Source organism: Bacteroides sp. RTP21281st1_H5_RTP21281_210402 (genome assembly GCF_040918965.1).
Lineage (GTDB): Bacteria > Bacteroidota > Bacteroidia > Bacteroidales > Bacteroidaceae > Bacteroides > Bacteroides congonensis.
In genome coordinates, this window is sequence record NZ_JBCOWR010000005.1 from 222,390 (window position 1) to 235,461 (window position 13,072).

General features: G+C 41.8%; 11 protein-coding genes. 8 read left to right on the forward strand and 3 right to left on the reverse strand.

Going from position 1 to position 13,072, the window contains the following annotated elements; all coding sequences use genetic code 11:
- Window positions 1-10: 10 nt before the first annotated feature.
- The 4 genes from AB5443_RS09720 to AB5443_RS09735 all read left to right on the forward strand — a co-directional run bounded on the left by AB5443_RS09720 (window position 11) and on the right by AB5443_RS09735 (window position 4,852).
- Window positions 11-1,468 carry a RagB/SusD family nutrient uptake outer membrane protein gene (locus AB5443_RS09720; RefSeq protein ID WP_044654706.1) on the forward strand — a complete coding sequence of 486 codons (1,458 nt, stop codon included), beginning with the start codon at window positions 11-13 and terminating at the stop codon, window positions 1,466-1,468.
- Between the two features lie 12 nt (window positions 1,469-1,480).
- Window positions 1,481-2,590 (forward strand): exo-alpha-sialidase, encoded by a 1,110-nt coding sequence (locus AB5443_RS09725; protein ID WP_368114011.1) that lies wholly within the window; start codon window positions 1,481-1,483, stop codon window positions 2,588-2,590.
- Window positions 2,591-2,621: 31 nt separating this feature from the next.
- Window positions 2,622-4,166: a PKD domain-containing protein gene (locus AB5443_RS09730; RefSeq protein WP_307996082.1), complete on the forward strand. Its 1,545-nt coding sequence runs from the start codon at window positions 2,622-2,624 to the stop codon at window positions 4,164-4,166.
- A 143-nt stretch (window positions 4,167-4,309) separates the two neighbouring features.
- Complete coding sequence (locus AB5443_RS09735) at window positions 4,310-4,852, forward strand: hypothetical protein (RefSeq protein WP_368114010.1); 543 nt, start codon at window positions 4,310-4,312, stop codon at window positions 4,850-4,852.
- Window positions 4,853-4,862: 10 nt separating this feature from the next.
- Here the strand turns inward: AB5443_RS09735 and AB5443_RS09740 are convergent, their stop codons facing one another.
- From AB5443_RS09740 to AB5443_RS09750, 3 genes are all read right to left on the reverse strand, one after another.
- Complete coding sequence (locus tag AB5443_RS09740; protein WP_368114009.1) at window positions 4,863-5,501, reverse strand: HAD family hydrolase; 639 nt, start codon at window positions 5,499-5,501, stop codon at window positions 4,863-4,865.
- A 12-nt stretch (window positions 5,502-5,513) separates the two neighbouring features.
- Entirely contained in the window at window positions 5,514-6,140 is a 627-nt protein-coding gene (locus tag AB5443_RS09745) for an NUDIX hydrolase N-terminal domain-containing protein (RefSeq protein ID WP_368114008.1), read from the reverse strand.
- A 77-nt stretch (window positions 6,141-6,217) separates the two neighbouring features.
- Entirely contained in the window at window positions 6,218-6,781 is a 564-nt protein-coding gene (locus AB5443_RS09750; protein ID WP_368114007.1) for a Crp/Fnr family transcriptional regulator, read from the reverse strand.
- 795 nt (window positions 6,782-7,576) lie between these two features.
- Between AB5443_RS09750 and AB5443_RS09755 the strand changes: the two genes are divergently transcribed.
- The 4 genes from AB5443_RS09755 to AB5443_RS09770 all read left to right on the forward strand — a co-directional run bounded on the left by AB5443_RS09755 (window position 7,577) and on the right by AB5443_RS09770 (window position 13,053).
- Window positions 7,577-10,054: a carboxypeptidase-like regulatory domain-containing protein gene (locus AB5443_RS09755; protein WP_368114006.1), complete on the forward strand. Its 2,478-nt coding sequence runs from the start codon at window positions 7,577-7,579 to the stop codon at window positions 10,052-10,054.
- A 130-nt stretch (window positions 10,055-10,184) separates the two neighbouring features.
- Window positions 10,185-11,264, forward strand: a complete 1,080-nt coding sequence (locus AB5443_RS09760) for a sensor histidine kinase (RefSeq protein ID WP_368114005.1) — start codon at window positions 10,185-10,187, stop codon at window positions 11,262-11,264.
- Entirely contained in the window at window positions 11,261-12,340 is a 1,080-nt protein-coding gene (locus tag AB5443_RS09765) for a sensor histidine kinase (protein ID WP_368114004.1), read from the forward strand. Before AB5443_RS09760 ends, AB5443_RS09765 begins: the two co-directional genes overlap by 4 nt.
- Entirely contained in the window at window positions 12,337-13,053 is a 717-nt protein-coding gene (locus AB5443_RS09770) for a LytTR family DNA-binding domain-containing protein (RefSeq protein WP_022138924.1), read from the forward strand. The genes AB5443_RS09765 and AB5443_RS09770 overlap by 4 nt, the downstream gene beginning before the upstream one ends.
- Window positions 13,054-13,072 lie beyond the last annotated feature (19 nt).

Sequence of the window (13,072 nt, forward strand, 5' to 3'; positions counted from 1 at the left end):
GCAAACGATGATGAGAGCTAAATTAATAATATTTAGTATAATGACTGCCTGCACCTTAGGTAGTTGTGAATCTATTTTGGAGATAGACCCTATTTCTGAAATAACTATGGCAAATTATTGGAAATCGGAATCTGACGTGAAAGGTTATCTGAATGGTCTTTATTCGGATTACAGAGGAATGACCAGTACCACCCTGTATGGAGAAGACCGTGGAGATGCTATGGTATCGGGAGTGATTGGCGGTGTTTCACGTTCACATCAGCATGAACTGAATGAAGAATATGGATTGGACTGGCGTACTTTCTATGAGAACATTCATCATTGCAATATGATAATCAAATATGCTCCCGGGATTGACTTTGCACTGGAAAATGAGAAGAAACGTATTCTGGCACAGGCATATACTTTCAGGGCAAAAGCCTATCTTACTTTAACTCAGATGTGGGGAGATGTGCCTATTGTCTTAAATCCGACGGAGTCCTATGATAAGGAGTCACGTCCCGCGCGTAGTGCGGCTTCCGAAGTGATGAAACAGATTCTTTCAGATGTTCAGACTGCCGTCGACCTTTTCCCGGAAACGAATATTCCGGATAAGAACCGGATTTCAAGACCTGCTGCTTTGTGTCTGAAAGCAGAAGCGTTGGCATGGAAATATACGGTTCAGAAGAGTAATGACAAGAATGATTTGACAGATGCAATTTCTGCATTGGAAGAAGTGGAAAAGTGCGGTGTGAGTATGATGGATAAATATGCGGACATCTTTGATGTGGCAAACAAGAAGAACAGTGAAATCATTTTCTCTATTTATTTGAAGAAGGATGAATATAACAATATGTATATGTCTACGTTGTCCATGTCTGCTGCGGCCGGACTGCTGACTAACGATATTGTGAACAAGGAAGACATTCCGTACACCAATTCCACAATCGCACGTCACGTATATGCTCCGTCTCCCCGTCTGATTTCACTTTTCAGTGACAAGGATAACCGGGCTTCGTCAGCGTACATCAATGCTGTAAATTCAAAAGGGGCAGTAGTCTTTACTTCACAGAACAAATTCCGGGGGACAGCCTATACCGACGACCGTTATTATGATAATGATATCGTAGTCTATCGTTTGGGCGAAGTCAAATTACTAAAAGCGGAATTGTTATGTTACCTCGGTGGTGATAATGTACAAAAAGCTATTGATGCCATGTTCTCTACCCGTAATCGTGCCGGAATCGGAGTTTATACCGGAAGTACGGACCAGAAAGTAGTACAGAAAGAGATATTGGATGAACGGGGCAGGGAATTGTGTTTCGAGTTGAAGCGCTGGCCTGACCTGATGCGGGCGCACCATGCGGGTACCATTGATATTTATAGTTATATTCCTAATCTGATTGGTAAATCCACTCCATTGTATTTCCCGATTTTGAGGAAGATGATTGATTTGAATCCTAATTTGGAACAAACTGACGGTTATTAAAAAGTAGAAGCAATGAAGAATTTAAACTTAATATTTGCATGGGCGTGCCTGTTGTTTGTAACGACAGCATGCAATGATGTGGAGCCAAGCATATCTTCTTTACCGGTTCCCACAAGCAAGCCATATTCTATCAATAGGGAAGGATATGCCTATTTCAGAATCCCTACGATGGTGATTACTAACAGTGGTACAATATTGGCATTTGCCGAGGGACGTCGCAATGGGCCTGAAGATGAAGGAGACATTGACATCGTATTAAAGCGTTCCACGGATAAAGGAAAAACTTGGGGACCTTTGATTACTGTTAAGGATGATGGTGAAAACCGTTGTCGTAATCAAGTGCCTGTCTATCTTCCGGATATCAATCGTGTCATTTTATTATCTTGCTGGAATCCGGGCGCAACGGGGACTAATTCCATATTTATGACTTATTCGGATGATGAGGGATTGACATGGGCGAAAGAAAAGGATATAACAGCTTCCGTAACTCCTGACAAATATAGATGGTATGCTACTGGGCCTTGCCATGGAATAGTGAAACAGTTTGAACCACATAAGGGAAGAATTGTAGTGCCGTGTAATCATAATACCACTACTTCCGGTGCGGGACGTTCTCATGTGATATATTCGGATGATAAGGGAGAAACCTGGCATTTGGGTGGTATCATGGACGTGGATTATACGAATGAAAGCACTGTGACCGAATTAAGCAACGGTGATTTAATGCTGAACATGCGTAAGCAGTTCAATACAGAAAAATACAGAATGGTTTCCACCAGTACAGACGGCGGACTGACATGGACTCCATGTAAGTACACTACATTGAAAGAACCCATATGTCAGGGTTCCATACTCTTTTACGGTTTGGGGGATGATGGTAAAGGCATTATTCTGTTCTCGAATCCTGATAGTCAGACCAATCGTAATAATAACACATTAAAGATGAGCGAGGATGACGGAGTAACCTGGAAGAAGCAATATTCCTATACGGGTAGTGATTATGGTGGTTACTCGGATATTGCCCGTTATCCTGACGGTACGATTGGAGTATTATATGAATATGGATTCAAGAATATTGGCGGCATTGCTTTTCAGAATATTGAGTTGTCACAGTTACAATAAAACAATGCGTAGAATTTAAAAATAGATTGATATGAAAAAGAGATTATATTTCTTGCTCGTGTGTGTCGGGCTCTTTTATGCCTGCAAAGACGAGGAACAAGTACTGTTGAATGCGGACTTTATATCAGATAGACAAACCATATCTGCGGGGGAAAAGGTCTGTTTTATGGATAAGTCTGTCGGAGAGCCTGTACGTTGGGATTGGGCTTTTGAAGGTGGGGAACCTAGTGTGTCTAATCTGTTCAGCCCGGAAATCGTGTATAATTATCCGGGAACTTATACCGTGAAATTAAGAGTAGGCCGGGGAACGGAAAATGCGGAGACCGAGATGTTGCAATATATCACAGTCGTATATCCTGATGAAATCAGTGTGGCCTTTAAAGCTAATAAAACTCAGGCATTGAGTGATGAGACTATTAGTTTCACCGATTTGTCCATAGGTTTCCCGTCTGCTTGGTCGTGGGAGTTTATTCCTGCAGAAGGTCGTACCGTTACGTCGACGGAACAGAATCCAAGTTTGGTATTCGAGCCGGGAGTTTACTCTGTGAAGTTGACCGTTACCAATCCTAAAACAACGGCTACTCTCACTAAAGAGAATTATCTGAATATTATTGATAAAAACTCAGTAGCGGCAGATATCACGGCAGACCGGCGTATGGTTATAGAAGGTGGAAACGTATCATTTAAAGATGCCAGTTTGGGACGTCCTACCCGCTGGAACTGGACATTTGAAGGTGGAACGCCCTCTACTTCCAATGAACAGAACCCGACCGTTACTTATTCAACAGCCGGTAGGTATAAAGTCACTTTAGTCGCTTCTAATGAATTGAATACTTCCACAGCCGAACAGGAAGGATATATCACCGTATTGCCGGGTAAAGATATTGTTCTTTTCTATCCGTTCGAGGGTGACAGTAAGGATATGGGTCCCCATGCTATTCATCCGGAAATTCTGAAATTGGGAGATAATATGGATGTTAACTTTAATGCTCCCGCCCGTAAGGAAGGGTTTACTTGTGCCGAGTTCAGAAGTAAGGATAATCAGAATTATGCATTCTTGTCGTTGCCGGATAATGATGCGTTGGATTTCCAGGCAACTCCGGTGACTACTTCTTTCTGGGTGAAAACTTCGAATAAGACAGCTACTAATGTGGGGGTATTCCAACATGGAGCCGGTCCTAATGCCAGTGCGGATGGAAAGAATAAGCAGACCTGGTTCAGGTTCCAAAAATCCAGTCCGTTTATAAGATACGTCATTGAGTACACAGGGCTTTCCGGAAACTGGACTGACTTTAAAACAAAGTCAATGACGGATGGCGAATGGCATCATTACGTATGTGTACATACCAATGGAAGTACCTATTTGTATATTGACGGAGTAAAAGAAGCGGAAGCACTCAATAAAGGTTTGAAGCCTGTTGACCGTACGCCTTATTTTATAGGTGCGATGTATAGAGGGGCAGAGGGTTCTCGTTCTTATGAGAATTTTATGGATGGGTATATAGATGATTATTTAGTATATAACCGTGCATTCACGGCAGCAGAAGCGAAAGCACTTTATGATAGCATGAAATAAGTAATATAATATCCTTTGATATAAGACAAAAGGCAACTAGCTCATCTATATCATGAGTTTGTTGCCTTTTCTTGTGTTATATTTGCTACATTCCTAAACTTATTTTTCGTATATTTGCGAACTGGATATATATTTGCAATATTATGAAAAATATACTTATCAAGATACTCCGTGTTCTGATGCTCTTTATTCTTTTTGTTTCGTGGGGCATCGGCTATGTAATCTATGAAGATACACTGACAGAGTGGTGGATACCTGTCGGAGTAGCGTTAATGATGGCTGCTGTTACATTTCCTTTTTATAAAAAGTGGTCATGGCTGACGACAGGTGATAACAAAACATTAAATCTTCTGTCTCATTTGGTATGTGTGGGAACTATCAGTTGTGCATTGTTTCTTGCGGGCAACTACTGGTTGGCTGACCCTGCTTCCACACAAGAAGAAGAGGTTATGGTGCAGAAGAAGTATCAGGAGACACATAAGAAAACACGTCGGGTAGGTAAGCGGCGTTATGTGCCGGACGGTGTGCGTAAGGAATATTATTTGGAAGTCGCTTTTGCGAATGGAAATGTGGAAACATTGCATGTATCACTTTCCACTTATAATAAGGCGCGGAAAGGCAAAACAAAGACACTGACTTTGCAGAAAGGTTTCTTCGGACTTCCGGTGATAACAAAAGGACTTTAAAAAATGATACTCATGTAGGATGGAAATCGGATAACATTCTGCATATATCATCAGGCGTCTTAAAATAATAATTGGCTTTTATACTATCGGGAGACGTTCCGCTCCACAGAACCAATCCTGAATCAACTCCGGCACTTGTTGCACATTGGATGTCATAAATGCTATCCCCGATATATATAGCGTCAACAGGGTTTATCTTGGCTTTGGATAAATATGCCAGTAGAGGGGCGGCCTGAGGTTTATGTTCTACTGTATCATCGGCGCATACAACGGTGGTAAAATAATTAGCCAAGCCTAAGGGCTTGAAGTCTGTATGATATTCCATATATGTTTTGGAAGTGACAATGCCTGATACATACTTATTAGATAATAGATAGTTCAAGCACTCCTTGATACCTTGAAAGGGGTGGATAGTATGGTAATATGATTTCATATTAGTGTCCCATATTTCCAGTCCTCTATCTATATCATCTATTTTTAGTCTCTTCAAAGCGTCTTTGCCTGTAATGCCTAAAACAAATTTCAGGTCTTCATATTGGGGCACGTTTCCTGTAATTTTTGTAATAGTCTTTATCAAAGAGTGGATAACGGCATATTCTGTATCTATTAATGTGCCGTCAATATCAAATATTATATGCTTATATCTCATTGGCTCAATCTTTTATTCAAACAGTACCTGCCAGTTTTTATCATGATAAGCAGAAAAACACATTTTTATTTGTTCTTCATTGTTTTTTTCTTCTGCAAGAAGAGGAAGTTCTTCCAACCTGAAATAATCGCTTTCTGTAGTTTCAATATTAGGTTGGAAATACCCGCTTAGAATTTCACAAAGAACGAAAACCTTGCATACATTATAGGCATAAGGGGGCACATTGTGCATATTCCTGTCCTGCACGGCAATTATCCGTGTGGCTTCCACTTTCAGTCCGGCTTCTTCTTCGACCTCTTTTTCGGTGTTCGACTTTACGGTCTGGTTTACATCTACCCAACCACCCGGCAATGACCATGTACCGTTACGTTCTTTAACCAACAATATTTTATCTTCCTTGAATATGGCTGCTCTTGTATCCAACTTTGGAGTTTGGAATCCTGTCTCATTACAAAACAAATCTTTCACTTTTTCCAGTGACAACTCACTTTGTGCACTTATAATTTCGGCTGATATCTCCCTTATCCGTTCAAAACGTTCGATATCAAATACGTCTTTTGAGTAGGTCAATCCTGTTTGGGCAAGGAATTGCAGTTCTTTAGCCCATTCCAGCCATTGGGGTTGCAAAGTCTTATTCATATGATGATTATTATAATTGTATTATTTTGCAAAGGTACGAGAAATGGATCTTTTGATTTTTGCCCTATGTTAAAAAATCAACGCTTTGCCCTTATGCGGCTAAGCGAAGGTTGGGTGATACCTAAAAAGGAAGCTATATAACCTAGATTCACTCTATTGCAAATATCCGGGAAATCTTTCACCAGTTTTTCATAGCGTTTCTGTGCAGGCAGATTCAGGCGGGAAATATGTATATCCTGTAATTGCAAGAAATTCTCTTGTTGCAAAACTCTCATCCAGTTGGCTATGTCAATATGGGTCTTGTATAAGTTATTAAGTGTTTCTATAGAGATAGAATAAGTAAATGTTTTCTCCAAAGTTTCCACATATTCAAATCCTGCTTTGTTGCGATATAAATCCCAAGAACCACAAGTTGCGTCACCTTCCGCAGAAAACCATGTTGTTATTTCTTTGCCATTGTACAGAATATAAGAACGTGTAATGCCTTTTTCTATGAAATAAACTTTCTTGTCCAAATAGCCGGCCTGAATAATAATAGTTCTGGCAGGAAAAGCTTGTTTTTCGAAGTTGGACTTCAATATGTTTAATGAATCATCCGAAACCGGATAGTATTTTCTTATTTTTCTTATTATATTATCCATATCCGTGTACTTTCTATTCAAGTATATATTGACAAAGTTATGAAACTATTATTGAAAAGCAAGCAAATGTTTATTTCTGTTGTTTACTTGAAAGAGATATACGGGTATGCCAATTATTTATTGAAAAAACGACCTTTCTTAAAAAAGGAATATTTACGCAAACCGGAAAGGCTGTAATTGTATGCCCATACGAGAAAGACTGGAATATCTCCGGCATTTGTGAATACGATTTTCTCTCATTATGCTATTTTGTGTGTTATTGAATAAATAGTAGTTGTTTGCTGCTTTTTATATGCTATTTGAAAGGATTAGTTATGGATTCTAGTTTATTCTGTCATACTTGGTTTATCCAATATTCGTGATGAACCAGAAAGAAAATGAGCTGAATAATCTCATCAATAGCTTTCTCACCGACGAAAGGTTGGCTTCTCGGTGAGGAACGAAGTGTTCGACACCGAGGAACACTTCGTTTCTTTTAAACCAACGAATGTCTTATAAGTAAGAGTAGATGCATATTTCACGCAGTTTTATACAGAATTAGCCTCTAATTTTGCATATTGTTGCACTGATTTATACAGTTTATTCTGTAGTTCATTCTTTTTAGAGCAACAGCTTTCTACTGTTATCTTAAATATAGAACATTTGGATTGAAAGTTTCGGCTCTTAATTGAGAAGAATAATAGATGTCTTGCCAATCCCGTATTTTGTCTATAAACGAATCCCGTTCGTCTCATTTGAAAAACGTGCACTGTCCTCTCCCTTATCTTCGTACCGAAATAAAAAACAGAATAAGTCATGAAGATGAATAAAACTATGTTGTTGGAAAAGATAGCAACCCGTTCGGGAGTATCAGTAGATGAATGTGGGGTAGTGTTTAAAACATTGGAAAGAGTGTTGAGCGAAGAACTCACACGTAACATGTATCGCTATGGAGGGTGGATACTTTTATTAGTTGCTTTATTGGTGTCCGTAGCTGCTTTCGGGCAGACATCGGAGCGGAAAAGCCGCCCTGTTCAGACGATTCGCGGGATTGTAGTCGACGGTGATTCGAAATATCCTATACCGTATGCTACGGTGAAGTTGGCGGGCACGGAAGGAATGGGGACGACAACGGACAGTCTCGGACGCTTCGCCATCCAGCAAGTCCCTGTCGGACGACATACGGTAGAGGCAGCTTTTATGGGATATGAAACAGGGGTTTTTAGGGAAATACTAGTGACTTCCGCCAAAGAAATCTACTTGGAGATACCTCTCAAAGAGAGTGTGAACGAACTGAACGAAGTGGTAGTCCGCGCCCGGACAAACAAAGAAGAAGCTATGAATAAAATGGCTACCACCGGAGCACGTATGTTGAGCGTGGAAGAGGCAAGCCGTTATGCGGGAGGATTTGACGACCCTGCACGTCTGGTTTCTGCTTTTGCCGGAGTAGCTCCCAGTGTTTCCTCGAATGGAATTTCCATTCACGGCAATGCTCCCCACTTGTTGCAATGGAGACTGGAAGACGTAGAAATCCCCAATCCCAACCACTTTGCGGACATCGCCACATTAGGCGGGGGAATCCTCTCTTCCCTTAGCTCGCAAGTACTCGGAAATTCCGATTTCTTCACCGGAGCTTTTCCCGCGGAATATGGAAATGCCGTATCCGGAGTGTTCGACATGAAACTACGCAACGGAAACAACCAAAAGAACGAAAATACAATTCAAGTAGGAATCATGGGTATTGACATCGCATCCGAAGGGCCTTTGAGCAAGAACCATAAAGCGTCGTATATCTTCAACTACCGTTATTCCACCACCGGACTGCTCAATCTCGACGGGGGAACGATGGACTATCAGGACTTGAACTTCAAACTAAACTTCCCGACGCAGAAAGCCGGAACTTTCTCTATCTGGGGAACCAGCCTGATTGACAAATTCAAGAGCGACATGGAAAAGAATCCTGAAAAATGGGAGTATATGGGTGACCGCAGCGAGTCACGCGACAAGCAATATATGGCAGCCGGAGGTGTCAGCCACCGCTATTTCTTCAATAGCGACGCATCACTGAAAACAACCGTTGCGGCTACTTACTCGCAACTGGACGGCGGGGCATCCATGTTCAACCATGCTTTGGAATCCACTCCCTATATGGACTTGAACTCAAAACATACCAACCTGATACTGACCAGTACCTTCAACCACAAATTCAGCAACCGGTTCACCAATAAAACCGGCTTCACCTACAACGCCATGTTCTATAAGATGAACCTCGCCATTGCCCCTTATGAAGCCCATTTACTGGAAACCGTCTCTCAAGGCGACGGCCATACGAGCCTGATTTCCGCCTACAACAGTTCTTCTGTCGGATTGGGCGACCACTGGACTCTCAACGCTGGCATCTACGGACAGTTTCTGACCCTGAACAATCAATGGTCTGTCGAACCCCGTGCCGGTCTGAAATGGCAGGCCACCCCGAAAGCTACTTTTGCCTTAGCCTACGGAATGTACAGCCGCATGGAAAAAATGGACGTCTATTTTGTAAAGACGAAAACCACAGGAGACATGTCTGTCAACAAAGACCTCGACTTCACGAAATCCCAACACGTCATGTTGTCTTTCGGCTACAAGATTTCCGACCGTATAAACCTGAAAATAGAGCCGTATATCCAGTTCCTGCACGATGTCCCCGTAATGGCGGACAGCTCTTATTCCGTGCTCAACCGTTCCGACTTCTACGTAGAAGATGCATTAATCAATAAAGGAAGAGGGCGTAATGTCGGAATCGACATCACATTGGAACGTTTTCTGAATAAAGGACTTTATTACATGATTTCCGGCTCTTTGTTCGACTCCCGCTACCGGGGTGGCGACGGAAAATGGTACAACACGAAGTTCAACCGTAACTATGTCATCAACGGACTTGTCGGCAAAGAATGGATGTTGGGACGCAACAAGCAGAATATTCTTAGCGTCAACCTGAAACTGACATTACAGGGTGGCGACCGCTATTCCCCGATTAACGTGGAAGCAACGATGAACCACCCTGACAAAGAAGTACAGTATGACGAGACAAGAGCCTTCTCCAAACAATATTCGCCCATGCTTATCGGCAACTACACCGTCAGCTACCGTATCAACAAGAAAAAAGTATCCCATGAGTTTGCCGTGAAAGGACTGAACTTTACCGGAGCGAAAGAGCACTACGGACATGAATATAACGTGAAAACCGGAAAGATTGATGTCAGCGACGGCTCCACGATACTGACAAATGTGAGTTATAAACTTGAATTTTAGCCAGACAGTATGGAGCCCGACCGGAAAAAAGTTTTATCTTCGTCCCTTGGAGATAAAACACTTCCGGCTGTAGTCTATTCTACGTTTAGAAAAGGATATTCCGGAATACTAAATCCCCGTAATAAAATATATGGTAACTGAAACTGCAATAACAGACAATAAATCTACCTTTTTATATAGATTCCTCGTCAGTCCGGAACTTCGATGGGTGCGCTATTTGGTGCTCATAGTCATACTGGCTACTATTTCCTTCAATCAAGTTTTTATTATATTCATTGATTATCTGGAGGTACTGGGAGGATGGATTTATGCATTTACTTTCTTGTATCTGCTGACTTACATAGGAGGCGTTTATCTGAATCTTTTCTGGCTCTTTCCAAAATTCCTGTTGAAAAGGCGTTATCTGAGTTACATGTTCTTACTCTCAGTAGCAATGATGATAGCCTTGGCAATACAAATGGCAACGGAATACATATCTTACTCCTGTTGGCCGGAACTTTACGAACGGGCTTCCTATTTCTCCATACCTATGGTGATGGATTATATATCGTCTTTCATGTTGTCCACGCTCTGTATGATAGGAGGAACCATGACCGTCCTTCTGAAGGAATGGATGATAGACCATCAGCGCGTCTCGCAGATGGAAAAAGCCCACGTACTTTCGGAGGTCGAACAACTGAAAGAACAAGTCAGCCCCGAACTTCTTTTCAAGACATTACATCACTCAGGAGAACTGACTTTGAACGAACCGGGAAAAGCATCGAAGATGTTGATGAAATTAAGTCAGTTACTCCGCTACCAACTATATGATTGCAGCAGAGCAAAAGTATTGCTTGGCAGTGAAATTACTTTCCTGAATAATTACCTGACCTTGGAACAGAGTTCCCAGTCACAGTTCAGTTATGAATTCCTTTCGGAAGGAGAGGTGAACCGGACATTGGTTCCACCTTTGCTTTTCATTCCTTTTGTACAACATATCGTAAAATCAATCAATGAACGGCGGATATTAACCCCTGTTTCTCTCAAAATCCATTTGAAAGCGGAAGGGGACACAATAACATTCACCTGTCTTTGCCCGCAAGTGAATCTTCCGTCAGATAAAGGACTTGGAAGAATCCGCCAAAGACTGGACTTATTATATGGCAATCGTTACGGACTATTCCTGACGGCAGAAAGCATTAGGTTGGAACTGAAAGGAGGTGAAGCATGAACCTGAATACGGAACATAGAAGCATGGAAGATAAAAGCGTTACAGCTTTTCTGTTAAGTCCGCATTACCGGACATACAGACATTTGTTACTGCAAGCAATAGTTCTTCTGATGACTATTAATGTCTTTTGGTACGAACCTTTGCAGGCAGTTCCTTTTTGGCGGCGTTTTGGTGGATTTCTGGCATATTTTGCTTCCATTAATACGGTAATCTATATGAACCTGTATATATTGGTACCCTGTTTTCTGTTGAAAAATCGCTTAGGCCGCTATGTCCTGACGGCTGTCCTGACGAATTTGGTAGTCATAGTTTTCATTTCAGTTACTCAGGGCTTGCTTTTTGAAGTGATTCTGCCCGGAAAAGACCCCGGCAGATTTGCGACTTTCATCAATACTTTTTCAGGCATACTTACCATTGGGTTCGTCACGGCAGGTTCGGCGGCCATATCACTGTTTACCCATTGGCTGCGCTACAACCTGCGTATTGATGAACTGGAATCCACCACCTTGCAATCCGAACTGACGTTTCTCAAAAATCAGATTAATCCGCATTTCCTTTTCAATATGTTGAATAACGCCAATGTCCTGATAAAGAAAAACCCGGAAGAAGCTTCCAAAGTACTGTTCAAACTTGAAGATTTACTGCGCTATCAAATCAATGACAGCTCCCGCGAAAGAGTCTCGTTGGCTTCGGATATCCGTTTTCTGAACGATTATCTGAACCTCGAAAAGATACGCCGTGATAATTTCCGGTTCACATTAAGTCAGGAAGGGGAGACGGATGCTATTTGGATTCAACCCTTATTATTTATCCCTTTTGTAGAAAATGCAGTAAAACATAGTTTCGATAGTGAGCACCCTTCGTCCGTTCGTGTCTTTTTCAAAGTAGACGATAACCGGTTGGAGTTTCACTGCGAGAATTCCAAACCATCCGTTGCCGCGAGCAAAGGCAAGGTAGGCGGAATCGGGCTTGCGAATATTCAGCGCAGATTAGGGTTGCTGTATCCCGAACGCTACCGACTGGAACTAAAAGAAGATGAAAACCGTTATTCCGTAATTTTAAGTATAACATTATGAATTGTATAATTGTAGATGATGAACCGTTGGCACGCGAAGCCATGAAGTTATTGATAGAAGAGACGAGTAATCTCCAGTTGGCAGGTAGTTTTAACAGTGCCGCTACCGCTTCCGACTATATGGAACAGCACGGAGTCGATTTAGTCTTTCTGGATATTCAGATGCCGGGGATTACGGGAATTGAATTTGCACGGACGATTTCTAGGCGGACATTGGTTATCTTCACCACCGCCTACACGGAGTACGCACTGGACAGCTACGAAGTGGATGCCATAGACTATCTGATAAAGCCTGTCGAACAGGAACGTTTTCAGAAAGCTGTGGATAAAGCACTGGCTTATCACTCCTTGTTATTGAAAGAAGAAAAGGAAGCTATCGAAACAATTGCCGCCGCCGAATATTTCTTTGTAAAGGCGGAGCGCAGGTATTTTAAGGTCAATTTCTCCGATATTCTCTTCATCGAAGGATTGAAAGACTATGTCATTATCCAACTGAACGACCAGCGTATCATCACCCGTATGAGCCTGAAAGCCATATTCGACCTGTTGCCTGAAGCCGCTTTCCTGCGGGTGAACAAGTCATATATAGTCAATACCGCCCACATTGAATCGTTTGATAATAATGATATATTCATAAAATCGTATGAAATTGCTATCGGAAACAGCTATCGTGACGACTTCTTCGAGGGCTTTGTGATGCGGCAACGGAGATAATGTTTTATCTATAACTTTA

Excerpts from the sequence above, each read along its gene's own strand:
- AB5443_RS09745 (WP_368114008.1), bottom strand. The coding sequence starts at position 6,140 with ATGAATAAGACTTTGCAACCCCAATGGCTGGAATGGGCTAAAGAACTG.
- AB5443_RS09730 (WP_307996082.1), top strand. The coding sequence starts at position 2,622 with ATGAAAAAGAGATTATATTTCTTGCTCGTGTGTGTCGGGCTCTTTTAT.
- AB5443_RS09725 (WP_368114011.1), top strand. The coding sequence starts at position 1,481 with ATGAAGAATTTAAACTTAATATTTGCATGGGCGTGCCTGTTGTTTGTA.
- AB5443_RS09740 (WP_368114009.1), bottom strand. The coding sequence starts at position 5,501 with ATGAGATATAAGCATATAATATTTGATATTGACGGCACATTAATAGAT.
- AB5443_RS09750 (WP_368114007.1), bottom strand. The coding sequence starts at position 6,781 with ATGGATAATATAATAAGAAAAATAAGAAAATACTATCCGGTTTCGGAT.
- AB5443_RS09770 (WP_022138924.1), top strand. The coding sequence starts at position 12,337 with ATGAATTGTATAATTGTAGATGATGAACCGTTGGCACGCGAAGCCATG.
- AB5443_RS09735 (WP_368114010.1), top strand. The coding sequence starts at position 4,310 with ATGAAAAATATACTTATCAAGATACTCCGTGTTCTGATGCTCTTTATT.
- AB5443_RS09720 (WP_044654706.1), top strand. The coding sequence starts at position 11 with ATGAGAGCTAAATTAATAATATTTAGTATAATGACTGCCTGCACCTTA.
- AB5443_RS09755 (WP_368114006.1), top strand. The coding sequence starts at position 7,577 with ATGAAGATGAATAAAACTATGTTGTTGGAAAAGATAGCAACCCGTTCG.
- AB5443_RS09760 (WP_368114005.1), top strand. The coding sequence starts at position 10,185 with ATGGTAACTGAAACTGCAATAACAGACAATAAATCTACCTTTTTATAT.
- AB5443_RS09765 (WP_368114004.1), top strand. The coding sequence starts at position 11,261 with ATGAACCTGAATACGGAACATAGAAGCATGGAAGATAAAAGCGTTACA.